Origin of the sequence: Aliisedimentitalea scapharcae, from assembly GCF_045277565.1 — a bacterium.
GTDB lineage: Bacteria > Pseudomonadota > Alphaproteobacteria > Rhodobacterales > Rhodobacteraceae > Aliisedimentitalea > Aliisedimentitalea scapharcae.
In genome coordinates this window covers 503341-528919 of record NZ_CP123584.1, presented here as the reverse complement: position 1 = coordinate 528919, position 25579 = coordinate 503341, and the positions used below count along the sequence as shown (strand labels likewise).

The window sequence follows — 25579 nt, the reverse complement described above, 5'->3', positions numbered from 1 at the left end:
AGACCTGAAACGACGTTAAGTCAAATGACCCGAGTCACAAAGCGTTACTGATTTATGTGAAATTCAAAAATCTCGTTACATTTATCTTGCCACGAATCATTTTCACCCCTATCACCGACTAAGCGGTCGGCTATTAACCGGCAAAGCCGCCGTCGGACATGTGCCGACCAAGCCAAGGAGACGCGAACACCATGGATGCATTCATCTGCGATGCGACACGGACCCCGATCGGACGCTATGGCGGCGCCCTGTCCTCAATCCGTACCGACGATCTGGCAGCACTTCCCATTGCTGCGCTCAAGGCCCGCAACCCCCAGGTGGATTGGGCCAGCCTGGATGATGTGATCTATGGCGATGCCAACCAGGCGGGCGAAAGCAACCGCAATGTGGCGCGCATGGCCGCCCTGCTGGCCGGTCTGCCAATCGAGGTTCCCGGCACCACGGTGAACCGCCTGTGTGCCTCCGGCATGGACGCGGTCGGCATGGTGTCCCGCGGGATCAAGGCCGGGGATTATGACATCGCCATCGCAGGCGGTGTCGAAAGCATGAGCCGCGCCCCGTTCGTCATGCCCAAGGCCACCAACGCCTTTACCCGCGCCAATGCCGTTTACGACACCACCATTGGCTGGCGTTTTGTGAACAAGAAGATGCACGACATGTACGGCACGGATTCAATGCCGCAGACCGCCGACAACGTGGCCGAAGACTATAACATCAACCGCGCCGATCAGGATGCCTTTGCTGCCAATTCCCAGGCCCGCTGGGCCGCCGCGCATGAGGCCGGGATCTTTGCCGATGAAATCACGCCGGTGACCATCCCCCAGCGCAAAGGCGATGCAGTCGTGGTCGACACCGATGAACACCCGCGCCCGGGCACATCGGCGGAAAAGCTGTCCGGTCTCAAGGGCGTCAATGGCCCGGACAAGACAGTGACCGCAGGCAACGCCTCCGGCGTCAACGACGGGGCCGCCGCCATCCTGATGGCCAACGAATCCGCCGCTGCCAAAAACGGCCTGACCCCGATGGCCCGCATTGTCGGCATGTCGGTGGCCGGTGTTGCGCCACGCGTGATGGGCATCGGCCCGGTTCCTGCCACCCGCAAGGTGCTGGCCCGCGCCGGTCTGAGCATTGAACAGATGGATGTGATAGAATTGAACGAAGCCTTTGCCTCGCAAGGGCTGGCAACGCTGCGCGAATTGGGCGTGGCCGATGATGCCGCCCATGTGAACCCCAACGGCGGTGCCATCGCGCTGGGTCATCCGCTGGGCATGTCGGGGGCACGGTTGGTGCTGACCGCCGCCTATCAGTTGAAACGCACCGGTGGGCGCTATGCGCTGTGCACCATGTGTGTCGGAGTTGGTCAGGGTGCCGCCCTGATCCTGGAACGTGTTTAAGGCGCAACCCAAAACAGGGGACCCGGTTTTTGGACCCCGTTGCGCGACAGAAGAGTTTGGAGGAGCCCGCAGATGTATGCACAGATGATCAAAACAGCTCGCTCGGGGATCAAGTCCCGCGAAGAGATGAGCGAACAGGAACGCGCGTTCCAGGACAAGATCGACAATGACATCAAAATCGAACCCCGCGACTGGATGCCGGATGACTATCGCGCCACGCTGATCCGCCAGATGGGCCAGCATGCCCACTCCGAAGTCGTCGGTCAGCTGCCCGAAGGCAACTGGATTACCCGCGCCCCCACGCTGGAGCGCAAGGCAATCCTGCTGGCCAAGGTTCAGGACGAAGCAGGCCACGGGCTGTATCTCTACTCTTCGGCCGAAACGCTGGGCGAAACCCGCGACGAACTGGTCCGGCTGCTGCACGAAGGGCGGATGAAATATTCGTCGATCTTCAACTATCCGACCCTGAACTGGGCCGATATCGGCGCGGTGGGTTGGCTGGTTGATGGCGCCGCCATCGTCAATCAGGTGGCGCTGCAACGCACCTCTTATGGTCCCTATTCCCGTGCCATGATCCGGATCTGCAAGGAAGAAAGCTTCCACGCGCGTCAGGGCTATCACGCGATCATGCAGATGGCCTTTGGCTCGCCCGAGCAAAAGAAAATGGCCCAGGACGCGCTGAACCGTCTGTGGTTCCCGGCAATGATGATGTTCGGCCCCCACGACAGCGACAGCACCCATTCGGAACAGTCGATGGCGTGGAAGATCAAGGTCAAATCCAACGACGAACTGCGCCAGCAATTTGTCGATCAGACCATCCCACAGATCGAATACCTGGGTCTCGACCTGCCGGACCCGGCGATCAAATGGAACGAAGAGCGCGGCCACTATGACTTCGGTGATCCCGATTGGGACGAATTCATGGACGTCATCCGCGGCAACGGCCCCTGTAATGTCGACCGCCTCAGCGCCCGCAAAAAGGCCTGGGACGACGGTGAATGGGTCCGTGACGGCCTGTTGGCCCACGCCCGCAAGAAAGCATCTGCCAAAGTGGCAGCCGAATAATTCGCTAGCGAGGAGGATCCTAGCAATGAAAAATGAATGGCCTCTCTGGGAAGTTTTCATCCGTGGTCAGCACGGGATGAGCCACCGCCACGTCGGCAGCCTGCACGCACCTGACGCGGAAATGGCGATCAAAAACGCCCGTGACGTATACACCCGCCGGAATGAGGGCGTGTCGATCTGGGTGGTCGAAGCCCGCCACATCGCCGCCACCGCACCGGGCGACAAGGGCCCGCTGTTCGAACCATCGGAATCAAAGGTTTATCGTCACCCGACGTTCTTTGATATCCCCGAAGAAGTGGGGCACATGTAATGACCGCCACGATCACCAAGGAAGACGCACTCCTGCAATTCCTGCTGCGGATGGGGGACAACACCCTGATCCTCGGCCACCGCGTCAGCGAATGGTGCGGGCATTCCCCGATCCTCGAAGAGGACATCGCGCTGGCCAACACTGCGCTGGATCTGATCGGTCAGACCCAGATGTGGCTGGGCCTCGCTGGCGAGGTTCAGGGTGAAGGCAAAAGCGCCGATGATCTGGCGTTCCTGCGCGACGCTTGGGATTTCCGCAACGTGCTGCTGACCGAAGTGCCCAATGGCGATTTCGGCCGCACCATGATGCGCCAGTTCCTGTTTGACGCCTGGCATTCGATCATCCTGGGACGCCTGATCAAATCATCCGACGCCCGCGTGGCCGAAATTGCGGCCAAGGCCAGCAAGGAAGCCGCCTATCACCTGGAACGCTCCGGCGACACGGTGGTTGGTCTGGGGGACGGCACCGAAGAGAGCCACGCCCGGATGCAGGACGCGCTGGACTACCTGTGGCCCTATGTCGGTGAAATGTTCGCCTGCGACGCGGCAGATTCCGAAATGGCCGCCGCAGGGATCGCCCCAGATCCATCCGGTCTGCGCGACGAATTCGATGCGCTGGTCGGTCGGGTTCTGACCGACGCGACGCTGACCATTCCGTCCAGCAAATGGGCGCATTCCGGTGGTCGCGACGGGCGTATGCACACCGAACACCTGGGGCATCTGTTGACCCAGATGCAATGGCTGCAACGTGCCTATCCCGGGTGCAAATGGTAAACGGTTCTTTCCGGGCGGACCGATTTCTTTGAAAGAAATCGGATCGGAATTTTTCAAAAATTCCGGCACCCGCCCGAAAGCCGCCGTCAACATATGGAACGGCAAACGACATGACACAGCCTAGCGTGAACCAGGTTTGGGAATGGCTCGACTCCGTTCCTGACCCCGAAATCCCTGTGATCTCTCTTGTGGATCTGGGCATCATCCGCGATGTGGCCTGGGCCGACGACACGTTGATCGTGAACGTCACCCCGACCTACTCCGGTTGTCCCGCCACATCGATCATCAACATGGATATCGAAACTGCCCTGCGCGGCCACGGGATCGAGAAACTGGAACTCAAACGCCAGCTTTCCCCGCCCTGGACCACCGACTGGCTCAGCGACAAGGGACGGGCGAAGCTCGAAGAATACGGCATCGCCCCCCCGCAACCCGCAGGCGGACCCAGCCGCTGCCCCCATTGCGGCGGCACCCATCTGGAAAAACTGAGCCAATTCGGCTCGACCCCGTGCAAGGCGCAATGGCGCTGCCGGGACTGCCTGGAACCCTTTGATTATTTCAAGTGCATCTAAGCCCGCACAGGAGGAGACTGCCGATGGCGCGCTTTCACGATCTGGAAGTCACAGACATCCACAAAACCATCCGCGACGCTGTCGTGGTCACGCTGAAGCCGGTGAACGGCGCAGCCGAAGAATTCGATTTCACCCAAGGTCAGTACCTGACCTTCCGCCGCGATTTTGACGGCGAGGAACTGCGCCGGTCCTATTCGATCTGCGCGGGCAAAGACGAAGGTATCCTGCAGGTCGGCATTAAACGTGTCGATGGCGGTGCCTTTTCGACCTGGGCCAACGAAGAGCTCAAAGTCGGTGAAACCCTTCAGGCGATGCCCCCCATGGGCAGCTTTTTCACCGCGCTCGATGCAGGTACGGAAAAACAGTATCTGGGCTTTGCCGGTGGATCGGGCATCACCCCGGTTCTGTCGATCCTGAAAACCACCCTGTCGACCGAACCCGATGCGCGCTTTACGCTGGTTTACGCCAACAAGGGCGTGAACACGATCATGTTCCGCGAGGAACTGGAGGATCTCAAGAACCTCTATATGGGTCGCCTGAACGTGATCCACATCCTGGAATCGGACGCACAGGACATCGACCTGTTCACCGGCCTGGTGACCGAAGAAAAATGCGCCCAGCTGTTTGAACATTGGATCGACATCCAGAACGTCGATACCGCGTTCATCTGTGGTCCCGAACCGATGATGCTGGGCATTGCCGCCGCGCTGCGCACCGCAGGCCTGGGTGACAGCCAGATCAAATTCGAACTGTTTGCCAGCGCCCAGCCCGGCCGGGCCAAACGCAAGGTGGTCAGCAAGAACGCGGCCAGCAACGCCAACCAGACCACCGCGGCCATCACCCTGGACGGATCGACCCAGACCATCCAGATGCCCAAGGATATCACCATTCTGGACGCCGCACTGGAAAACCGGATGGACGCGCCATATGCCTGCAAGGCCGGTGTCTGTTCGACCTGCCGCTGCAAGGTGTTGGAGGGCGAAGTCGAAATGGTCGCCAACCACGCGCTCGAGGATTACGAGGTGGAAAAGGGCTATGTCCTGTCCTGCCAGTCCTATCCGGTGACCGACAATGTCGTCGTCGATTACGATCAGTAAGGGGAAGGAAATATCATGGCCGAAGATATGAGCATCGAGAGCTATCTCGCCGCCGGTGGTGTGCTGACCAACCCCACCAACGTGCCACCGCGCTATCGCGCCGAGCTGATGAAACTGATGGCGACATTCGTCGACAGCGAACTGGCCGGGGCCGCTGGCTTTGCCGACATCATCAACCAGGGCCCGGGGATCAAGGAACGCATCGCCGCCGCCAAGATCGTGTTGGAAAAAACCGACAACGCCGACAAGGTGCTGTCGATCATGGGGGAATTCGGTGCCGACACCGGACGGTACGCCAACCACCACCCGTGGACCGCCAGACTGGAACGCGACGCCGACATTGGCCAGACCCGGTCCGAACACGACATGCGTCTGGCGGTGTTCAACTATCCGCTGGATGGCTGGACCGATGCCGTGGTGATGAACCTGCTGATGGGCCGCGCCGTGGCCGTGCAGATGGCCGAATTTTCGATGGTGTCCTATCAGCCATTGGCCGAAGCCTTCCGCGCCATCGCCCCGATCGAAGCCCGCCACGCCGAACTGGCCGAAGAGGGCGTCGCCAAGCTGCTGGACAGCAGCGACAAGGCGGCGGTGCAGGCATCGGTTGCCTATTGGTGGCCCCGCGTCGCGGCCAGCTTTGGCTCTGAAACCTCCTCCAAGGCAGAGGCGCTGAAAGCCATCGGTCTGCGCAAGAGCGGCAACGCCGAGCTCAAAAACCGCTGGGAGGCCGAGACCAAGGCCATTCTGGAAAATCTGGGCCTCACCGCAGGCTGAATTGCAGATCCACGATCAAAAACAGGGGCGTCCTTTCAGACAAAAGGGCGCCCTTTTTCTATGTGCCCCGGTCGCGCTCCAGCGGATCCAGCGCCTGCAATAACGTCTCCCCCAGATGGGCGATCTGGTCGCGGGACAGGGCCTTGGACAGGACCGCGCTTTCAAACACAGTCACCGCGTCGAATGCCTGTTCGGCCATCGTCTCTCCTGCGTCGGTCAGCTGTACATAGCGGCTGCGCTGATCGGTTTCATGGGCCACACGGCGCACCAACCCGTCCTGCTCCAGCTGCTTGAGAACCTTGGTCATGCCGCCCGAACTGATCAGCAACGCCTGATACAGCCCCGTGGGCGTCAGCTGGCGGGGCACGGGTTGCGCCCGCAGGGTCATCAACACTTCGAAACTGGATTGCGTCAGCCCATAGTCGGCAACAATGCGGTTTGTGCCTTCGGCAATGATGTCATTCAACCGAATAACCCCCAGAATCACAGGCGTTTCCGGCCCCATCGCGCGGGGCCAATTTTGCTGAATCTGCCCCATGATTTCAGAAATCGTCAGCTTTCCCGTCATGTTCCACCGCCATTTTCTATCTTGCCAGAAAGATACTTTAATTCTATATGGAAGGAAATACCTTTCTAGAAAGATAAATCATGCGCACGTTCAAGGACCGCATCCGCCACACCATCCTGTTCGAACTGTTCGCCCTGGCCATCGTCTCCTTTGGTGCCGCCTGGATCACGGGTCACCCGGTCCACAGCATGGGGGCGCTCAGCCTGATGTTCAGCCTCATAGCCATGACCTGGAACTTTGCGTTCAATTGGCTGTTCGATCTCTGGGATCAAAAATACCGCAACATGGCCCCGCGCGGCCCCGGTCTGCGGGCGGTGCACGCCATCCTGTTCGAAGCGGTCATGCTGGTGGTTGGGATCTTTGTCACCGCCTGGTGGCTGGCCATCGGCTATTGGGAGGCTCTGATCCTCGACCTTGGGTTTTCGGCGTTCTTCCTGATCTATGCCTATGTCTATAACTGGACCTATGATCTGGTGTTCCCGGTGCCCCGGCCTGCGTGATCTCACTCCGGCCTTTTGGGGCGGCTCAGCAGACCGTATTTGCGGGCCAGAGATTTCCAGGACCGCCGTTTGCGCGGCGATGGCACGTCGACCCGGTCCACGGCTCCGCCCTTGCGGTTGAACTCATAGACGTCAATGACCCGCTCGGCGCAGCCACAGGCCTCGCCCATTCCGACCTTGGTGTAATAGAACTTCTGGAAATCTTCCGGTTTTTGCATCACACGCGCTCCCTCTCAGGGGCCAGTGAACGCGAAAAACCACCCCCTGCCTAGACCTGGGGTGGTGTTTGCCAAAATCGTGAAGGTCGAACGCTCAGAGCGCCTTGACCCCATTCAGGGTCAGATTGGTCACCAGAACCGCGTAATCTTCGCGCGCCTGGGTGCCCGCACCGGTGTTCCACATGTAATACCAGTTCAACATGCCAAAGACCGACATGGTGGCCGATCGCAGCTTGTCCTCCTGGCCGTCAAACACCTCGGGCGCGGTGTCGCGCACCGCATCGCTGAGAAACCGCACCATATCGCGCTGATAGGCGCGCATCTGTTTCTGCTGATCTTCGGGCAACGCCGACATGGCACCGATCTGAACCTGATGTTCGTGGTCCGCCCCCTGATAGGCCCGCAGCACTTCGGCCACGATCCGGCGCAATCGTTCTGCCGCGTCCGCCCCCACCAGGTCGATCCCACAAATCCGGTCGCGCAAATCACGCAGATAGGTATCCAGGATGTCATACAGGATGGCATCCTTGCTGTCGTAGTAGTGATAGATATTGGCCTTGGATATCCCGCACTCTCGGGCCAGCTGTGTCATGGATGCGCGGTCAAACCCCTGTTCGGCGAACACTTTGGCCGCCGATTGCAGAATTTGGGTGCGCTTTTGATCGTGGTCCTTTGCGATTGTGCGGGCCAAATCTCACTCCTTGTCGCGGTTGTCTACAACACGCTTTGCCTTGCCTTGCGAGCGTTCAACGTCACCGGGGTTGCCTACAATAATCTCGGTCGAAACGCCAACAATGTCCTTGATCCGCTTGGTCAGCATCCGTGCTGCGGCTGTTTTGGACAGATTGTCGGTGGACTCCAGATCCGCCTCGACAAACACCCGCATCGCATCCATGCGGCCGGATTTGTACAGTTCGATCTGGAAATGGCTGGACAGACCGCCGGTGGCCAGAACCTGTTCTTCGATCTGGGTCGGGAACACGTTGACGCCGCGCAGGATGATCATGTCGTCACTGCGGCCGGTGATCTTCTCCATCCGACGCATCGTGCGTGCGGTGCCCGGCAACAGACGGGTCAGATCGCGGGTGCGGTACCGGATCATCGGCAGACCTTCTTTGGTCAGCGTGGTAAACACCAGCTCGCCCAGCTCGCCATCCGGCAGCACTTCGCCGGTTTGCGGGTCGATGATTTCCGGCAGGAAATGATCCTCCCAAATCACCGGACCGTCTTTGGTCTCGACGCATTCGCTGGCCACACCGGGCCCCATGATTTCAGACAGCCCGTAGATATCGACCGCATGCATGTCAAACGCCGCTTCGACTTCCTTGCGCATGGCATCGGTCCAGGGTTCGGCCCCGAACACTCCAACCTGAAGCGAGCTTTCCCGCGGGTCCAGGCCGACCTTGTGATACTGTTCCAGAATGTTCAGCATATAGGATGGCGTGACCATGATGCCGGTGGGCTGAAAATCGGTGATCAGCCCGACCTGCTTTTCGGTCTGACCGCCCGACATCGGCACCACAGTGGCCCCCAGCCGTTCAATCCCGTAATGCGCGCCCAAACCACCGGTGAACAACCCATATCCATAGGCGTTATGCACCATATCACCCCGGCGCAAACCCGACGCCCGCAGGCTGCGCGCCACCAGATCGGCCCAGTTCGAAATGTCATTGCCGGTATAGCCCACAACGGTCGGCTTGCCGGTGGTGCCCGATGACGCGTGCAGACGCATGATCTGTTCGCGCGGCACCGCAAACAGGCCAAACGGGTAATTGTCGCGCAGATCGTTCTTGTAGGTGAACGGGAATTTCGACAGATCCGACAGCTGTTGCAGATCATCCGGGTGCACCCCGGCCTCGTCAAACCGCTGCTTGTACATGGCCACGTTGTCATAGGCGTGGCGCACCGACCATTTCAGCCGCTCCAGCTGCAGGGCGCGAATTTCATCCAGGGATGCGATCTCGATCGGATCCAACTCTTCCTTACGGGGGCTCAGGTCCTTCATTACGTTCTCCTCGCCTTATTCTTCAAACAAATTGCCCTTGATCGCCCGGGACATGCCCCGGAATTCCGCGATCTGGGTGCCATCCTGATTGGTGACTGTGACATCATAAATTCCGCTGCGACCGGTCAGGGATACCTCTGACGCGGTGGCAGTTAACCGGTCGCCAATACGGCCCGGCGCGGTAAAGCTGATCATGTTGTGCTGTGCCACGGTCGACTGGTTTCGGCTGTTGCACGCAAAGGCAAAGGCACTGTCGGCCAACATGAAAGTCACGCCGCCGTGGCAGATGCCGTGGCCGTTGCAATGATGCGGCTCGACGGTCATTTCCAGCGTCGCAACACCTTCGTCGACATGGGTGATTTTCATCCCGGCCCATTTCGATGCATTGTCGCCTGCCCACATGGCGGCGGATGCTTTTTGCGCACGTTCCTTGGGGGTCATTGAGGGTGTCATTGGGGGTGTCATTTGGGATGTCATGCTCATTCGCCCTTGAACACAGGGGCGCGTTTTTCCAGAAAACTCGCCACCCCTTCGGCGTAATCCGCGCTTTCGCCACAGCGTTTCATGGCGTCCGCCTCCAATTCCAGATGATCATGCAACGTGTCCACGGCAGCGGCCTGAATTGATTGCTTGGTCAGCCCCAACCCCAACGTCGGACCATTGGCAAATTTTTCCGCCATGGCGCGGGCCTCGACCATCAAATCGCCGTCCGGCAGCGCCTTCCAGATCAGACCCCAATCTTCGGCCTTTTGCGCAGGCAGCGGTTCGGCGGTGAACGCCAATCCCTTGGCACGCGCCTCGCCCAACAGACGCGGCAAATGCCAGCTGCCACCGGTATCGGGGATCAACCCGACCTTGGAAAAGGACTGGATAAATTTGGCGCTCTCCGCGGCCAGAACCACATCACAGGCCAGCGACAGATTGGCCCCGGCCCCCGCTGCCACGCCGTTAACGGCACAGATCACGGGGAAATTCAGCGACCGGATCAACCGCACCAGCGGCGCATAGAACGTGCGCACCGTATTGCCCAGATCGGGCGGGCCATCCATCTTGCGCGGATCGCGATCACCCAGATCCTGTCCCGCACAGAACCCGCGTCCTGCACCTGTCAGCAGAATGGCGCGCTTGCCACCGTCCCGCGCCGCCGTGATGGCGTCCCGCAGGGCATAATGCATTTCATCATTAAAGCTGTTCAGGCGGTCCGGGCGGTTCAGCGTGATCTCTACCCAATTTCCATTGTCCTGCACCAGGATCGAATCCGTCATGGCGGCTGGTTCCTCCTCCGTCGTTGACAAATTTCTTGCATAAACCGAACGGTTGGTCAATAAATAATCCCGACCAATACATCAGACATCCGCACGACCATCTTCAAAGGAGCATTCGTCATGAGCATTATCGAGGTATCCAGCTTTGCCGCAGGCCAGTGGATCGCTCCCGGAGCGGGCGCACGCAACATTGCCAGCGCCATCACCGGCGACGTGATCGCCACCGCTGGCAACAATGCTCTGGATGTGCAGGCGATGCTGGACTATGCCCGCACCACCGGCGGCCCGGCCCTGCGCAAGATGACATTCCACGACCGCGCCCGCCTGCTCAAAGCTCTGGCGCTGCACCTGCGTGAACATCGTCAGGCGCTCTATGATCTCAGCTTTGACACCGGTGCCACGCAATCCGATCACATGATCGACATCGACGGCGGCATCGGCACCATGCTGGTCTTTGCCTCCAAGGGGCGGCGCGAAATGCCCGATGGCCATGTCTATCTGGATGGCGACGTCGAACAGCTCAGCCGCACTGGCAGCTTTCTGGGCCAACATATCTGCACCCCGCTTCAAGGCGTGGCCGTGCATATCAACGCCTTCAACTTCCCGGTCTGGGGCATGCTGGAGAAACTGGCCCCAACCCTGTTGGCCGGCGTGCCTGCGATTGTGAAACCCGCCACCAACAGCTGCTATGTCACTGAATTGGCCGTCAAACTGATGCTTGATTCCGGCCTGCTGCCCGCAGGTGCGTTGCAATTGGTGTCCGGTGGTCTCGGCGACATGCTGGACCATCTTGGCATGCAGGATGTGGTCAGCTTTACCGGCTCGGCCCACACCGCGCTGAAACTGCGCTCCAACCCGGTGATTCTGGAAAACTCGATCCGGTTTGTCGCTGAACAGGACAGTTTGAACGCGTCCATCCTGGGCCCTGATGCGGTTCCGGGCACGCCGGAATTCGACCTGTTCATCAAAGAAGTCAGCCGCGAAATGACCACCAAGGCGGGCCAGAAATGTACCGCCGTACGCCGGATCATCGCGCCCCAGTCCCAAACCGACGCGGTGATTGCGGCCCTGTCTGCCCGCCTGGCCAAAACCACCATCGGCGATCCCCGCCTGGAAAGCACCCGCATGGGCGCGCTGGTGTCCAATGGTCAGAAACAGGACGTGTTGGAAAAGGCGGCAATTCTGGCACAGGAGGCCGAACGCGTGTTTGGCGATCCGGACAATTTCACCGTCGATGGGGCAGATGCGGACAAGGGGGCCTTTGTCCCGCCGATGCTGTTCCACTGCGCCGACCCGGACAACGCCCAGCGCGTGCATGACACCGAAGCCTTTGGCCCCGTATCCACCGTCATGGGGTATCGCGATCTGGACCATGCGGTGGCGCTGGCCAACCGCGGTCAGGGTTCGCTGGTGGCATCGGTCATCACCCATGACGCTCAGGTGGCCCGCACCGTGGCCATCGGGTCCGGTGCCTATCACGGGCGTCTGTATTTCAACAACCGCGACTCGATGAAGGAATCGACCGGCCATGGCTCGCCCCTGCCCCATATGGTGCACGGCGGCCCCGGCCGTGCCGGCGGTGGCGAAGAGCTGGGCGGCGTGCGCGGCGTGAAACATTACATGCAACGCACCGCCATTCAGGGGTCGCCCGCGATCCTGTCCGCCATCGGTGACACATGGGTGCCCGGTGCCCCCGAGATCCAAGGCCCCGCACATCCGTTCACGCGCAAATTCGGCGACCTGGCGACTGGTGAGACCCTGTATACCGACCCGCGCATCGTGACCCTGGACGACATCGCACATTTCGCCAATTTCACCGGCGATACCTTCTATGCCCACATGGACGAAGACGCCGCCCGCCGGAACCCGTTCTTTCCGGGGCGCGTGGCCCATGGCTATCTTCTGCTCAGCTTTGCCGCCGGATTGTTCGTCGAACCCAACGAAGGGCCGGTGCTGGCCAATACCGGCCTGGACGGGTTGCGGTTCATGAAGCCGGTCTCGGCCGGGGACAGCATCAAGGTCCGCCTGACGGTCAAGAAAAAGACGCCGCGCAACGATGACTATGGCGAAGTCCGCTGGCACGTGACCCTGACAAACCAGGATGACGACATGGTGGCCGAATACGAACTCCTGACCATGAACGCATTCTGATCTCCACAGTCAGGCCCAAACCGACTTCGGGGGTCTCCCGCCCGGTATCGGGCCCCCATAGGGGCCCCAATACCCGTTGGGCCAGGCCGCGCACAGGCTTTGCCTGTGCGCGGCCTGGCCCGTGACCGTGCGGACCGCCGTAGGGTGTGTGCTTGCACGCACCTCTGCCGATGCTCTGGAAACTTTGCTCGACTCGGCATAAGCTGTCCACATGACAGAGAAAATTGACAGTTGGTTTGGCACGACCGTAGACCGGTTGAATGATCCGAAAAATCAACGTGTCTGGTCCATCATCGTCTCCTTGTTCGGCGATATGGCCCAAGATCCCAAAGACCGGATCAGCGGCAGCGCCCTGACGCGGGTGATCGGTCCGATGGGCATCAAACCCGAAGCCATCCGCGTTGCCTTGCACCGCCTGCGCAAAGACGGCTGGATCGACAGTTCCCGCATCGGCCGCACCAGCGTGCATTTCCTGACCCCCTCGGGACGCGCCCAAAGCGCCGCGGTCACCCCCCGCATCTACAGCCACGCGCCGGAGTCCATCACCTCCTGGCATGTGCTCATGGCCCAAGAAACCAGCGGCCAAAGCACATTGGAAGACGTCATGCTGACCCAGAATTACATCAGCATCGGGCGCCACAGCGCATTGGGGGCCGGCCCGGTTCCACGCAATTGCGAGGACCTGTTGACCTTTGTTGTCGACAAGATGTCCGTCCCCAATTGGCTGCGCAATCAGATCTACGCACCCGAATTGATCGAAACCTGCACCGACCTGGAACAGGCGTTGCAGGGGCTGTCCCAGGTGCCCGCAGGCCTGAGCGCGGCACAGATCGCAACACTGCGGACCCTGATCGTGCACAGATGGCGCCGGGTCGTCCTGCGTCACCCGGATCTGCCACCCGAATTCCACCCGGACAACTGGCCGGGGACATCCTGCCGAACCCATGTGTTTGGCTTGCTGGACCAACTGCCCAGACCCAATCTGAACACATTGGGAGATCCACCGGACCATTGATCAAATCAGGTATTTTCAACCATGTATGTTTTTATCCTCCTGCTTCTTACGCTTGTGTGTCTCTTGTTGATCAAGACCCACCTGAAAACGCGCCGCCTCGCGAAACAGGCTGAAATCGCAGTGCCCCAGGCCGGGCAGATCATACCGGTCAGCGAAGGGGCCATTCACTTTGTCGAACTGGGGGATCCAAACGCCCCGCCGCTGGTGCTGATCCACGGGCTCTCCGGGCAATTGCAGCATTTCACCTATGCCATGGCACAGGATCTGGCACGGGATTTCCGCGTCATCGTCCCTGACCGGCCCGGCTGTGGCTATTCCCAGCGCGACAGCGATGACTTGGCCGATCCCTCTGCTCAGGCGCGGATGCTGTGGCAATTCCTGGACGCTGTGGTGGTGACGCGCCCGATTGTGGTTGGCCACTCGTTGGGGGGCGCAGTTGCGCTTGCCATGGCGCTGGATCGCCCCGGCCAGATCAAGGCGTTGGGATTGATCGCCCCCCTGACACACCCCACACCGGACGCGCCCGACAGCTTCAAGGGACTGCGGGTCCACAGCCCCTGGCTGCGCCGTTTCCTGGGCCACACCCTGGCCGTACCGATGGCCGAACGCACTGCGGAAACGGTTCTTGAACAGGTTTTTAACCCTGATCCATGTCCCTCGGATTTTCTCACCGACGCCGGGGCGGCCTTGGGTCTGCGGCCCCAGGCGTATATCTCCGCCTCCGCAGATCTGGTTGCCGCAGAAACCGCCATGCCCGAGCAATGCACCGCCTATGCCCATGCAGCCCTGCCGCCCGGTGCCGTGCTCTTTGGCGACAAGGACGCCGTTCTGAATTACCAGGCACAGGGAACGATCATGGAAAACTACGGGTTTTCCGTGGAAATCCTGCCGGACCGGGGCCACATGTTGCCCATCACCATGGCGGACACATGCAACAGCTTTGTCCGCGACGTCGCCACCCTGGCCAGATAACCCGCCCGCCCGCCGACGCATCGCCCACCGAAACCCCCGTCGATCACGGGTCGATCACGGGTCGCCCCCGGACCGCGTCCCAATGGCGGCCAGGCCAAACCGGAACGTCCGGGCCTCGGCCTGCGGGCTGATCACCCCCGAAACGGCAGCTTGCCGCCTTGGGCAAGCCATCCCAACGGGCGCTATCCAACCGTCAATATGTCCTGAATTTCACTGATGCGGGCTTTGGCCGTCAAACGGTCCGGGCAATCAGGAAAGCGAGCCCCGATCAAGGCATCCATCTGGGCCAAGGCCGTTTCCCGGTCAATCCCACCATCATGGAGCCCGCAGCGCATCCACAGCCCGTCTATCATCACCGAGATAGCCAAGGCTGTTTCATCTGCGTTTTCCCGGTCCGTCACCTGCACAAGCGCATGCGTCAGATTCGATTTCATCCGGCTGTGCAGAGCCGTCTGAATTCTCTGATAGCTCGGCTGATAGGGCACTTCGGCCAACAGGCATAACCACGCATGCGCGATTTTTGGATTATAATACTGCCGGGAGAAATTTCCCTCGATCACGGAATAGATCCGTTCCCAGGGTGTGTTTGATCGAATCAGCAACGCTTTGACGCCGCGCGCGAGATCCGCATTTCCGAACCGCAGCGCCATTTCCAACAAACGGGTCTTGCTCCCGAAATAGTGGAGAACATTCGTTTTGGAAACGCCGGCATGGTTGGCGACCTTTTCCACTGTCGTCCCAGAAAGTCCAACCTCGCTAAGAACTTCAAAGGCAGCCTTGGAGTATTCTTCGGTTCTCAATCGCCACAGCTTCTTCCGCTTCATCGCCCCCTCCATCGAGTTGGCGGGAGTAAATATTTTGTTGACTCGGGTGTCAATGTGTACCAGTCAATCTATTTATAGACCAATGAGTCTATATATCTCTGGGAGGAACCAATGAAATCAACACTGCTTGCAACTGTCGTAGGGTTTTCCGTTTTGACCGCGGGACTCGCCAATGCGTCCTGTCAAACAGTCCGAATGGCTGAACCCGGCTGGACCGATTTGGCGCTGACCACAGGCGTGGCGTCGGTGCTTCTCCAAGGTTTGGGGTACACGCCAGAGACAAATGTTCTCGGGACCACGGTGATCTATGAATCGATGATCAACAAAGATCTCGATGTCTTTCTGGGGTACTGGGATCCGGCGATGACCATCTACTTTGCCCCCTATGTCCAGGGCCAAGAGATCGAGACAGTTCATCAAAATCTTCAGGACGCCAAATTCACTTTTGCGGTCCCGAAATACGTTCACGACGCAGGCATTACAGATTTTTCAGACCTTGCATCCCAGGCTGAGAAATTCGGCAACACATTCTATGGCATCGAACCCGGCGGAAATGGCCAGATGCTGGAAGTCGTTGAAACGAACGCCTTTGGGTTGGGGGATTGGAAAGTCGTCGAAAGCTCTGAGCAAGGCATGCTGGCACAGGTGCGACGCGCAATCTCCAGAGAAGAATGGATTGTATTTCTTGGCTGGGCACCGCACCCGATGAACGTCGAATTCGACATCGAATACCTGACCGGTGGGGATGACTATTTTGGGCCCAACTTTGGCGCGGCGACTGTGAATACTCAGGTTCGGGCCGGGTATATGCAGGACTGTCCAAATGTCGGCCAACTCCTCCGCCAGCTTGAATTCACCGTTCAACTGGAAAGCGAAGGGATGGGATACATCATCAATGACGGCGAAGACCCTGATGACGCCGCGCAGCGACTGATCACCAAATATCCTGACCTGCTGGTCGGCTGGTTGGACAACGTGAAAACCGCGGATGGTGCTCCCGGATTGCCCGCCGTGCGATCGCATCTGGGACTCGAGTGATGGGCATGACCGGACAAGCATTGCCTGCCGGGTCGCCCTGGCACCAACCGCTCGACCTGTATCACCACGAGGTCGGTGACCCCACCGCCCGCCCGACAGTTCTGCTTGTCGGGTTGGGTATGCAGGCCATCGAATGGCCCCCCGCCTTTATCAACTCGCTCGTCCAGACCCGGCGCGTCATCTGCATCGACACCCGTGACGCAGGCAAATCTCCGCGCTGTGGACCAGACGGCGAACCGTCTGTGGCGGATGTCTGGCTAAAGGGCGATCTGCCAAACGCGCTCAGGATGGCACCTTACTCGCTCTTCGATATGCGCGATGATGTTCTGGCCCTGCTGGACAGGCTGAAAATCGACGGGTTCGATCTGGTCGGATTTTCGATGGGCGGCATGATCGGCCAACTGGTTGCGGCCGCAGGCGGATCACGGGTGGGCAAATTCGTCCAGCTTGGCAGCAACGACGGCACCACCGACGTCGACGGAACCAGGGAGGCCATGCGTCGGATGGCGCGGCTGTTCTGCGTGCCTGATGATCCGGGCAAAACACAGGATTATCTGCTGGACGACGCATTGGCCTATGGGGCCGGACGCCTCCAGGACACGCCCGATCTTCGTGCCGACATCAAAGAAATTGTCACACGCGGATACGCATTCGGGGGATCTGCCCGCCATGCGCTGGCGGTTCAGACGACACCGAACCGGCAACATCTGTTGCAAACAATCGTCGCCCGGACACTGGTTCTGCACGGGGGCCGGGATCCTTGTATTTCCGCCAAACGGGGACGCGGCGCCGCCGCCGTCATCCCGAATGCCCAATTCAAACTGCTGCCCATGGTTGGCCACATACTGGACGACGACATGTGTGCCCTGGCCGCCCACTGGTTGCAATCGGACCCAGAAGGATCTCAAACGATGGGAGAGCAACATGGAATGGCTTGAACTGCACAAGATCCCTGTCGGTCAATGGGCTAAACATCTGGTCGATTGGCTCACCACCAATATGGCCTGGTTTTTCGACGGGTTGTCGGGTGGCATCGGGGGGATCGTGGATGCCACGCTCTGGGTGTTGCAACTCCCCCATCCCTTTGTGCTGATCGGGTTGGTTTCGGCGTTGGCCTGGTATTTGCATCGGTCTCTGGCTTTGACCGCCTTTACCGGCCTGGGCCTGATTTTGATCATCAATCAGGGGTATTGGATCGAAACGACGGAAACGCTGTCGCTGGTTCTCGCGGCCACGACCATGTCGATGTTGGTCGGCGTTCCGATTGGCATTCTGGCCGCGGGGCGACCTTGGGTGTATCGCGTTCTCCGGCCCATATTGGACCTCATGCAGACGATCCCGACATTCGTCTACCTCATTCCGGCGCTGGTGCTTTTTGGCCTGGGGGCCGTTCCCGCGCTTATCGCCACAGTGGTGTTCGCAGTTCCGGCACCCATTCGCCTGACGTATTTGGGCATTTCCTCCACGCCACCCGCGCTGGTCGAAACCGCCGACGCCTTTGGTGCCACCAAAGCGGCGGTATTGTGGAAGGTCAAACTCCCCTGGGCCCTGCCACAGATTCTGGCGGGGCTCACCCAGACAATCATGCTGTCCCTGTCGATGGTGGTCATCGCGGCCCTGGTCGGTGCCAGCGGACTGGGCGTTCCAACTCTGCGCGCCCTCAATCAGGTCAATGTCGCCAAGGGGTTCGAGGTCGGCATCGCAATTGTCATTATCGCCATCATTCTGGATCGGCTGCTGAAAGTGGAAAGAAGCTGACATGACCGACACCGTGATCAAATTCCAAAATGCCAGCATCGTCTTTGGCGACTCCCCCCGATCCGCTCTGCCCATGATGCAGGATGGCAAATCCCGCGAAGAGATACGGGCAGAGACCGGGCAAATCCTTGGCGTGCACGATTGCTCCCTCGACGTACGCGAAGGTGAAATCGTTGTCCTCATGGGGCTCTCGGGGTCTGGCAAATCCACCTTGCTTCGGGCCTCAAACCGCCTGAACAAACTGGTGGAAGGCACTGTTCATCTGCGACGGAACCAACAGCTTGTTGACCTGTCCTCGGTGTCTTCCCGAGAGTTGCGCGAAATCCGCTGCCATGATGTTTCCATGGTGTTCCAACACTTCGGTCTGCTCCCCTGGCGCACGGTATTGGACAACGTCGCCTTTGGGCTCGAACTTGCCGGTGTGCCTCGGGAACAGCGCATTCCCAGGGCCATGAACCAGTTGGAAAAAGTGCATCTTTCGCAATGGGCGAATATGGCAATTTCAGAATTGTCAGGCGGTATGCAACAGCGGGTGGGCCTGGCCCGCGCCTTTACCACAGACGCACCGCTTTTGCTGATGGACGAACCGTTTTCCGCGCTGGACCCTCTGATCCGCAACGAACTTCAGGACGAACTGCTTGAATTGCAATCCGAACTGAACAGGACCATCCTGTTTGTCAGCCATGACCTGGACGAAGCCATCAAACTGGGGAACCGGATTGCGATCATGCAAGGCGGGCGTATCGTGCAAATTGGAACACCGCAAGAAATCGTGCTGCAACCGGCCACGGACTATGTGAAAAACTTTGTGGCGCATATGAATCCGATCAACGTTTTGCACGCAGCCGAAATCATGCAACCCATCCAGGGCGAAATACCTGCCGACGCGCGGATATATTGCGCTGACACTACGGTCAAAGACCTCATGCGCGCCCAATTGAATGACTCTGGGGAATACTTTGTGTCCAACGGCCGCGACATTGTTGGAAAACTGGACCATTCCGACATCCTGAAGGCCCTGCTCAGAGATTAGGGTCAGCCCCCCATCGGGGCGGCTGTTGCGGGGACCTGCAACAGCCCACATCCTTCGGCCCACATCCTTCAGCCCACAGCCCATCGCACCGCAAACCGACGGTCCAAACGGAGCGGGGGCGATGATGCCGAATTTGGCGGTGCCGATCTATGATTTGTGCCCTTTCGCAAAATCGACGAACGCCCTGACGCGGGATGGCATGTTGCGCTTGGTCAGATAGTTCAGCGAAAATCTCGGCAGAGCCTCGGTTCGTCCGTTCAGAACCTGAACCAGACTGCCATCCCGCAAAAAACTCTCGACAGAATTTGCAAAGATATAGGTTAACCCCAGGCCCGCCTTGGCTCCTTCCAGGATGGATGTCACGTCATTTGCAACCATCCGGGGGCGCGGCATGACCGAAAACGGGCCGTCCTTGCCGGTAAACACCCACGGGGCCAAATCGTCGGCACCCGCAAAGGCGAAACAGACCCCGTTATGCCCAGCCACATCAGCCGGAACCTCCAGAGGCGGAGATGTGGCCAGATAGTCAGGCGATGCCACAATCATCATGTCCTGAACGGGACCAACTGCGATGGCATGTGTGTCCGGATCAAGCAGGGTTTCAGCCCGAATTGCGGCATCGACCCCGCTGGTCACGAGATCGACCTTTTTTTCGTCATAGATCAATTCAATCGTCACCGCCGGATGTTCTTTGGCAAAACCCGTGATCAGGGCATCCAGAAACAACTGGCCCGCGCCGATTGGCGCGGTCAGCCGAAGCGTACCCGACAGGCCTTCGTTCAGGTCATGCACATCATTCAACGCTGTTTCCAGGTCGTTGATCGCTGGCAGACTGCGGCGATACAGCAGTTCACCCGCCTTGGTCAGGGCAATCGCCCGTGTTGACCGCTCGATCAGGCGCACGCCCAGACGATCTTCGAACCGCTGCACCGCTTCACTCACCGATCCCGCCCCCAGTTTCAGTTTGTCGGCAGCCGCGCGAAAACCGTTCTCCCGAGCGACCGCAACGAAGATCGACACATCGTTCAATTCGTTGCGTTTCATTGTTCAATATTCCTAACAATCTGATCCAAAGGGCCGCCTTATTCAAACAGATAACCCAGCCTATCTTGTGTCGCAACGGAAACCACACGCGCCGCCATGAACCATGCCGGCGCAAGACAAACCAAAAGGACAGACCCAATGAGCACGATGAAAATCTGGGACCTGCACATGACATACAATGGCCCCATAACCCAAGAGTTCGCCGAAGGCACAAAACAGTTGGCACACAGCATTGCGCAGGACCCCGGCGTGATCTGGAAGATCTGGACCATCGATCTCAGCAGCGGTGATTTCGGCTCGACCTATCTGTTCAGGGATCGCGCCGCCCTGGACACCTACAAGGCGATGCATGTGAAACGGCTGGCGGCAATCGGCGTCACCGTAACGTCGGATCATGTGTTCGACATCATGGAAGACCTCAGCGCAATCACCAATGCCCCCCTGGGAGACGCGGCCTGACCCCAGCGTGATCCAGCCCCTACCGCAACCCTGGCCGGGCGCTGGCTCACGTCGCTCATGGCCCCGCAACACCGACAAGGATCCCTCAGATGACCACCCGAACCTTCCTGACCGTTCACAGCACGATCTATGCAGTCTTTGCCTTTGCGCTGTTTTTCCTGCCCGGCCTTCTATGGCCCAACTACGGCGTGGAACTGAATGACCGCTACGCCTGGTTCCTGTCCCAGCACAACAGCATTTTCCTTGGCGGCATTGCCATTCTGGGGTTTCTGCTGCGGGATGTGACCGACGTTGCAACCGCCAAAAAACTGCTGACCGGACTGGCGGCGACCAACGCGCTTGGATTTGGCGTGACGCTTTTTGCCGCCCTGACTGGTGTCTTCACCGGCTTCGGCTGGTCGGATCCGGCCTTCTTTGCGCTGCTTGCGGTGATGAGCGTCCTGCAACTCAAGAATCTGGATCACGCCGGATAACCGCACCCGGGGCGCGGAGCCCTCCGCTCCGTGCCGCCTTGCGCTTGGTGTCCGACAACCACCCCCACTGAATTTGCACCGAATGAGAGCGTGGCGTTGTCCAAAAGCGGTTGGTCGCGCAGCAATCACCCCAGCCCCAGAATCCATCAGCCCTCACTGCAACCACAGCGCAGGCTACAGCAAAGGTTACGGGATGGTTCGGCTCCCCGCTCAGGGATGCGAATCCGCACACCAAAACAGTTGTTGATCTTCAATGAGTTGGGGAAAACCAATGGCGGACCGAGGAGGATTCGAACCCCCGACCCCCTGATTCGTAGTCAGGTACTCTATCCAGCTGAGCTATCGGTCCGCGTTGGTGAGGCGGTGTTTAGACTTAGCACAAACACGGCGCAACCCCTAAAACAAATTAAATTGCACCATCGCCACGTGGCAAGCAGATTTCAAAGATTGTCCCCTCTGGCCCGGTCTGTTTCAGCGCCACACTGCCGCCATGTCCGCGGATCAATTCCGCAGCAATGGCCAACCCCAAACCCGTGCCGCCCTTGCGAACGCCGCCCTGGAACGGCGTAAACAGATTCTCTTTGGCCTTGGGCGGCAAACCCGGCCCGGTATCGGCAATTTCGATCCACCAGGCCTGATCCTCTTCGCGCAGGCTGATGGTCACCTGCCCCGGCTTTCCGGTTGCCTCTATGGCCTGACGGGCATTGCGCACGAGATTCATGATCACCCGGAACAATTGCTCCCCATCGCCCCGCACGACCACCGGCGCAGGTATCGTATTGAGAATACGGACCTTGGCCTCTCCCGCCGCCAGCAGTTCGCTTTCAGCGATGTCATCAACGATCTGCCCCAGATGCACCATGCCCAGCGTCGGGGCCGGTTCTTCGGCCCGACCAAAGGCCAGCGTGCCTTCGCACAGCGACACGGCGCGGGTGATGGAATTCACCAACTTGGGCGCAAGACGGCGCACCAATGGATCCTCGCTGGTTTCAATGCGGTCGGTGAACAATTGCGCCGACGTCAGAATATTGCGCAAATCATGGCTGACCTTGGCCACCGCCCCGCCCAACTGGGCCAGGCGTTCCCGCTGTTTCAACGCATGGGTCAGTTCGGTCTGCAATTGCAACAACGCCTCTTCGGCTTCGCGCAATTCGGTCACGCCCGCATTCGGGGTAATGATACCCCGTGCATCCTCGGGCGCGGCAGCATAACGCTGCATGTACCCCACGACCCCCTTGATCGGTTTGACCAGAAACATGCGCACGGCAATGAACAGCAACACCGCCGTAAAGACCGAGATCACCGCCGACAACGCCAGAATGCGCACCCCGTATTCGATCATGGCCGCCCGCAACGGTGCCGTTTCCATGGTGATTTCGATCAGCAACCCGGCATCGCGCACCGGTTCGCCCATCACCCGGATGACCTGATTTTCCCGATCCCACAGCCGCACCATCGCGTCACCGATCAGCGACACCGCGCTGGAGGTGCGCAGATCAAAGGTTTCGGAAATCGGATTCGGGATCGGTGACGACAACATCAGCTGGCGCACTTCGTCCCGCCGCAACACCACATTGAAAACCCCGGCGTTTTCCAACAGCTCGGCTTCCAGTTCGGTCGCCAACATGTCATCCGCCAGCAACGCGAGCGATGCAATCTGGGCCCGCTCCAGACGGCTCAACAGGAAATCTTCGCGGAAACGGGCAATCGACGGGACAAAGATCAACACTTCGGCCAACATCACGAAAACCGTGGTCAGGATCAGAAAACGTCCGGAAAGCGAATTCAGCGTGTCCCCCTTTCCCGATCAGGGCAGCCAGCGTTGGACCAGCCCAACAACTCGTTTGACCAATGGGTTATCAAACAATCTGGGAGAGAAATAGGCCCCGGCGGCACGTTTGTTCACCTCGCCAATTGTGGGGTAAGGCGAAACCATCGCCGCGACTTGGCCCATTTTCAGCTTGTTGGCCAAAACCAGCGACCACAGATTGATCAGTTCGCCCGCCTGATGGCCGACAATCGACGCGCCCACAGGCCGCCCCTTGACCACCATCACCTTGATGAACCCTTTGGTTTTGCGCTCGGCAATGGCGCGGTCGTTGTGATGATAATCAAACCGCACTACCTCCAACCTGGCCCCGTGTTTTTGGCGCGCCTCGGCTTCGCTCAGGCCGACATGGGCCAGTTCCGGGTCGGTATAGGTGGCCCAGGGGATGTGATGGGTGCTGGCCTTGGCAGGCAGACCGAACAGGATCGACCGAATGATCACCCCGGCCTGATAGCCCGCCACATGGGTAAACTGCAGCCCCCCTGCAACATCGCCAATGGCATAGACTTTCTTGTTTGTGGTGCGCAGCCCCGCGTCCACCTGAATGCCGGTTCGCGTGGGTTCAATCCCCGCAGCGGCCAGGTTCAATCGGTCCGTGTTGGCCTTGCGCCCGATCGCCAACAACAGATGCGACCCGGCAAATTCCCGCCCATCGCTGGTCTCGATGCGGATATCGCCCGCCGACCCGGCAATCGACGCCGCCATCGCGCCTTCGACGATCTGCACCCCTTCATCGCGCAGCGACCCGATCACCACCTCGGCCAATTCGGGGTCGTCCTTGCCCAGCGCCCTGGCCGCTTCGATCACCGTGACCTTGCAGCCCAGCCGGACATGCGCCTGCGCCATTTCCATGCCGATGGGGCCTCCCCCGATGATCAACAGGTGATCGGGTTTGTCGCGCAGATCAAAAATGGTTTCGTTGGTGTCAAATGGCACCGCGTCCAGCCCCGGAATCGGCGGCACCAACGGCGACGACCCGGTGGCGATCACCACCCGGCGCGCGGCGATGACATTCTCTCCGGCCTGGACCTCGGTCGGGGAAATAAACTGGCCATATTCGCGGATCACCCGCACTCCGAACCCTTCGAATCGTTCTTGGCTGTCCATGGGGGCGATGGTGTCGATGACGTTTCGCACGTGATCCTTGGCCGCCGCGTAATCCACCTGCGGCACCTGATCCGCGATACCAAAGGCGCTGGCATGTGCCTGGCTGTGCGCCACTTTGGCGCTGGCCAATAACGCCTTGGACGGGACACAGCCAAAGTTCAGGCAATCGCCGCCCATTTCGTGCCCTTCCAGCAGCACGACATCGGCCCCCATCTGGCTGGCACCCGCCGCGACAGACAACCCACCGGATCCGGCTCCGATCACCAGAAGATCACATTTGATTCGTGTCATGTTGTCAGATCTCTTTCCGGCCACGCAGGGACTTGATGACAATGGGCAAGGCCGCCAGGACGCACAATCCCAGAATCGGACCGATCACATGGGGTTCCCACAACAACGACAGATCCGGCGATTCGCCACGATCGAACACTTCGCCCAGACCGACACCGATCCAGGTAAACACGATCCCGCCGGGAACAATCCCCAACGCGGTGGTCCACAGGAAGTTGCCGAATTTCACCCCGACCAACGCGGGCAACAGGTTGGCGACAAAAAACGGCACCGCAGGCACCAGACGCAACAGGAACAGCACTTCGATCTCATTGTCGCGCAATCCGGTCTTCAGCTTCTGCAACGTCCCCTCAGAGGCCTCGAGCTTGGCCGTCAGCGATTGCCCCAACCCCCAGCGCGCCGCCAAAAAGATCGCCGCCGCTCCGATGGTCGCGGCGACCACATTAAAGACCGTCCCGGCCACCAAACCGAACAGAAACCCGCCGGTGACCGATGCCACCGCCGCTCCGGGCAGCGAAAACGCCACAATCACCACATAGGCGAGCATAAACAACGCAACCAGGCCGGCAAAATTCTGATCGCGGTATGCCAACAACGCCTCGCGGTTGTCGCGCAGCGTGTCAAAGCTCAGATAATCGCGCAGGGTCAACGCGCCAATGATGGCCACAACCGCCACCAGAATCAGCGGCAGATGCCGGGAAAACCCGCGTTTGGAAGGTGGGGCAACGTCTGTCATTGATGGTCTGTCCTTTTGCATGGCTCATTGCTACGTCTAAATGGCGTCCGCTTCGAGACATCACAGCCCATGTTCACGTCCCCTTGAACTCGGCCTCTGTTTTTGTGAGAAACAAACCGCCTGATGCCCCGTTTGAAACAATCCGGGCGGAAAAACGGGGCCCCGATCAGGGTTTGCGACATAAATGTTGCAATAGAGGGCGAAAACCCGGGTCACGGGGTTTGACTTGTCCGGGAAACCCTTCTAAGCACCGGGCTTCGAGATAGACCCCGGGAGGCGATTCCACGCCACGCCCGATGATTATTGGAG

28 protein-coding genes and 1 tRNA gene are annotated in these 25579 nt (G+C 59.5%); 17 read left to right on the top strand and 12 right to left on the bottom strand.

Annotated elements, in window-relative coordinates:
* The first annotated feature begins 191 nt into the window (after positions 1–191).
* From pcaF to QEZ52_RS02435, 7 genes are all read left to right on the top strand, one after another.
* The gene (gene pcaF / locus QEZ52_RS02465) at positions 192–1394 is read left to right on the top strand and encodes a 3-oxoadipyl-CoA thiolase (protein WP_406647725.1); all 1203 of its coding nucleotides are present in this window, start codon (positions 192–194) and stop codon (positions 1392–1394) included.
* A gap of 72 nt (positions 1395–1466) precedes the next feature.
* Positions 1467–2459: a phenylacetate-CoA oxygenase subunit PaaA gene (gene paaA / locus QEZ52_RS02460; protein WP_406647723.1), complete on the top strand. Its 993-nt coding sequence runs from the start codon at positions 1467–1469 to the stop codon at positions 2457–2459.
* A 25-nt stretch (positions 2460–2484) separates the two neighbouring features.
* On the top strand, positions 2485–2769 hold the full coding sequence (gene paaB / locus QEZ52_RS02455; protein ID WP_406647720.1) for a 1,2-phenylacetyl-CoA epoxidase subunit PaaB: 285 nt from the start codon (positions 2485–2487) through the stop codon (positions 2767–2769).
* Positions 2769–3542, top strand: coding sequence for a 1,2-phenylacetyl-CoA epoxidase subunit PaaC (gene paaC / locus QEZ52_RS02450; RefSeq protein ID WP_406647717.1), 774 nt, complete (start codon positions 2769–2771; stop codon positions 3540–3542). Before paaB ends, paaC begins: the two co-directional genes overlap by 1 nt.
* A 110-nt stretch (positions 3543–3652) precedes the next feature.
* Positions 3653–4114: a 1,2-phenylacetyl-CoA epoxidase subunit PaaD gene (paaD, locus tag QEZ52_RS02445; protein WP_406647714.1), complete on the top strand. Its 462-nt coding sequence runs from the start codon at positions 3653–3655 to the stop codon at positions 4112–4114.
* Between the two features lie 23 nt (positions 4115–4137).
* Positions 4138–5211, top strand: a complete 1074-nt coding sequence (locus QEZ52_RS02440) for a 2Fe-2S iron-sulfur cluster-binding protein (RefSeq protein WP_406647712.1) — start codon at positions 4138–4140, stop codon at positions 5209–5211.
* 15 nt (positions 5212–5226) lie between these two features.
* A complete protein-coding gene (locus tag QEZ52_RS02435; RefSeq protein ID WP_406647710.1) occupies positions 5227–5985 on the top strand; it encodes a Phenylacetic acid catabolic protein in 759 nt (252 codons plus the stop codon).
* 58 nt (positions 5986–6043) lie between these two features.
* Here QEZ52_RS02435 and QEZ52_RS02430 read toward each other — a convergent pair whose 3' ends face one another.
* On the bottom strand, positions 6044–6553 hold the full coding sequence (locus tag QEZ52_RS02430) for a MarR family winged helix-turn-helix transcriptional regulator (RefSeq protein WP_406647708.1): 510 nt from the start codon (positions 6551–6553) through the stop codon (positions 6044–6046).
* A gap of 80 nt (positions 6554–6633) precedes the next feature.
* Between QEZ52_RS02430 and QEZ52_RS02425 the strand changes: the two genes are divergently transcribed.
* Positions 6634–7053: a PACE efflux transporter gene (locus tag QEZ52_RS02425; protein WP_406647706.1), complete on the top strand. Its 420-nt coding sequence runs from the start codon at positions 6634–6636 to the stop codon at positions 7051–7053.
* Between the two features lie 2 nt (positions 7054–7055).
* Here the strand turns inward: QEZ52_RS02425 and QEZ52_RS02420 are convergent, their stop codons facing one another.
* The 5 genes from QEZ52_RS02420 to paaG form a co-directional block, all read right to left on the bottom strand.
* Positions 7056–7271, bottom strand: coding sequence for a hypothetical protein (locus QEZ52_RS02420; protein WP_406647704.1), 216 nt, complete (start codon positions 7269–7271; stop codon positions 7056–7058).
* A gap of 94 nt (positions 7272–7365) precedes the next feature.
* Positions 7366–7962, bottom strand: coding sequence for a TetR/AcrR family transcriptional regulator (locus QEZ52_RS02415; protein ID WP_406647702.1), 597 nt, complete (start codon positions 7960–7962; stop codon positions 7366–7368).
* 3 nt (positions 7963–7965) lie between these two features.
* Entirely contained in the window at positions 7966–9276 is a 1311-nt protein-coding gene (gene paaK / locus QEZ52_RS02410; RefSeq protein WP_406647700.1) for a phenylacetate--CoA ligase PaaK, read from the bottom strand.
* 15 nt (positions 9277–9291) lie between these two features.
* Complete coding sequence (gene paaI, locus QEZ52_RS02405; RefSeq protein ID WP_406650269.1) at positions 9292–9717, bottom strand: hydroxyphenylacetyl-CoA thioesterase PaaI; 426 nt, start codon at positions 9715–9717, stop codon at positions 9292–9294.
* Between the two features lie 38 nt (positions 9718–9755).
* Entirely contained in the window at positions 9756–10541 is a 786-nt protein-coding gene (gene paaG, locus QEZ52_RS02400) for a 2-(1,2-epoxy-1,2-dihydrophenyl)acetyl-CoA isomerase PaaG (RefSeq protein WP_406647697.1), read from the bottom strand.
* Between the two features lie 120 nt (positions 10542–10661).
* Between paaG and paaZ the strand changes: the two genes are divergently transcribed.
* The 3 genes from paaZ (at position 10662) to QEZ52_RS02385 (ending at position 14679) form a co-directional block, all read left to right on the top strand.
* The gene (gene paaZ, locus QEZ52_RS02395; RefSeq protein WP_406647696.1) at positions 10662–12692 is read left to right on the top strand and encodes a phenylacetic acid degradation bifunctional protein PaaZ; all 2031 of its coding nucleotides are present in this window, start codon (positions 10662–10664) and stop codon (positions 12690–12692) included.
* A 211-nt stretch (positions 12693–12903) separates the two neighbouring features.
* Positions 12904–13707 carry a PaaX family transcriptional regulator C-terminal domain-containing protein gene (locus tag QEZ52_RS02390; protein WP_406647693.1) on the top strand — a complete coding sequence of 268 codons (804 nt, stop codon included), beginning with the start codon at positions 12904–12906 and terminating at the stop codon, positions 13705–13707.
* 21 nt (positions 13708–13728) lie between these two features.
* Entirely contained in the window at positions 13729–14679 is a 951-nt protein-coding gene (locus QEZ52_RS02385; protein ID WP_406647691.1) for an alpha/beta fold hydrolase, read from the top strand.
* A gap of 182 nt (positions 14680–14861) precedes the next feature.
* Here QEZ52_RS02385 and betI read toward each other — a convergent pair whose 3' ends face one another.
* Complete coding sequence (gene betI, locus QEZ52_RS02380; RefSeq protein ID WP_406647688.1) at positions 14862–15503, bottom strand: transcriptional regulator BetI; 642 nt, start codon at positions 15501–15503, stop codon at positions 14862–14864.
* A gap of 111 nt (positions 15504–15614) precedes the next feature.
* Here betI and choX point away from each other — a divergent pair, with 111 nt between their 5' ends.
* The 4 genes from choX to choV are packed head-to-tail and all read left to right on the top strand — an operon-like array spanning position 15615 to position 19332.
* Complete coding sequence (gene choX / locus QEZ52_RS02375) at positions 15615–16541, top strand: choline ABC transporter substrate-binding protein (protein WP_406647686.1); 927 nt, start codon at positions 15615–15617, stop codon at positions 16539–16541.
* 5 nt (positions 16542–16546) lie between these two features.
* Positions 16547–17479 carry an alpha/beta fold hydrolase gene (locus QEZ52_RS02370; protein WP_406647684.1) on the top strand — a complete coding sequence of 311 codons (933 nt, stop codon included), beginning with the start codon at positions 16547–16549 and terminating at the stop codon, positions 17477–17479.
* Complete coding sequence (choW, locus tag QEZ52_RS02365; RefSeq protein WP_406647682.1) at positions 17466–18299, top strand: choline ABC transporter permease subunit; 834 nt, start codon at positions 17466–17468, stop codon at positions 18297–18299. The genes QEZ52_RS02370 and choW overlap by 14 nt, the downstream gene beginning before the upstream one ends.
* A 1-nt stretch (position 18300) precedes the next feature.
* Positions 18301–19332 carry a choline ABC transporter ATP-binding protein gene (choV, locus tag QEZ52_RS02360; protein WP_406647680.1) on the top strand — a complete coding sequence of 344 codons (1032 nt, stop codon included), beginning with the start codon at positions 18301–18303 and terminating at the stop codon, positions 19330–19332.
* 147 nt (positions 19333–19479) lie between these two features.
* Here the strand turns inward: choV and QEZ52_RS02355 are convergent, their stop codons facing one another.
* Entirely contained in the window at positions 19480–20376 is an 897-nt protein-coding gene (locus tag QEZ52_RS02355; RefSeq protein WP_406647678.1) for a LysR substrate-binding domain-containing protein, read from the bottom strand.
* Between the two features lie 138 nt (positions 20377–20514).
* Here QEZ52_RS02355 and QEZ52_RS02350 point away from each other — a divergent pair, with 138 nt between their 5' ends.
* Both QEZ52_RS02350 and QEZ52_RS02345 read left to right on the top strand, forming a co-directional pair.
* Positions 20515–20835: a monooxygenase gene (locus QEZ52_RS02350; RefSeq protein WP_406647676.1), complete on the top strand. Its 321-nt coding sequence runs from the start codon at positions 20515–20517 to the stop codon at positions 20833–20835.
* 89 nt (positions 20836–20924) lie between these two features.
* On the top strand, positions 20925–21308 hold the full coding sequence (locus QEZ52_RS02345) for a hypothetical protein (protein ID WP_406647675.1): 384 nt from the start codon (positions 20925–20927) through the stop codon (positions 21306–21308).
* Between the two features lie 272 nt (positions 21309–21580).
* Here the strand turns inward: QEZ52_RS02345 and QEZ52_RS02340 are convergent.
* The 4 genes from QEZ52_RS02340 to QEZ52_RS02325 all read right to left on the bottom strand — a co-directional run bounded on the left by QEZ52_RS02340 (position 21581) and on the right by QEZ52_RS02325 (position 25270).
* Positions 21581–21657 (bottom strand) — tRNA-Arg (locus tag QEZ52_RS02340).
* A gap of 57 nt (positions 21658–21714) precedes the next feature.
* A complete protein-coding gene (locus QEZ52_RS02335) occupies positions 21715–23049 on the bottom strand; it encodes a HAMP domain-containing sensor histidine kinase (protein ID WP_406647673.1) in 1335 nt (444 codons plus the stop codon).
* 66 nt (positions 23050–23115) lie between these two features.
* A complete protein-coding gene (locus tag QEZ52_RS02330) occupies positions 23116–24534 on the bottom strand; it encodes a dihydrolipoyl dehydrogenase family protein (protein WP_406647671.1) in 1419 nt (472 codons plus the stop codon).
* A 4-nt stretch (positions 24535–24538) separates the two neighbouring features.
* A complete protein-coding gene (locus tag QEZ52_RS02325; RefSeq protein ID WP_406647669.1) occupies positions 24539–25270 on the bottom strand; it encodes a TVP38/TMEM64 family protein in 732 nt (243 codons plus the stop codon).
* Positions 25271–25579 lie beyond the last annotated feature (309 nt).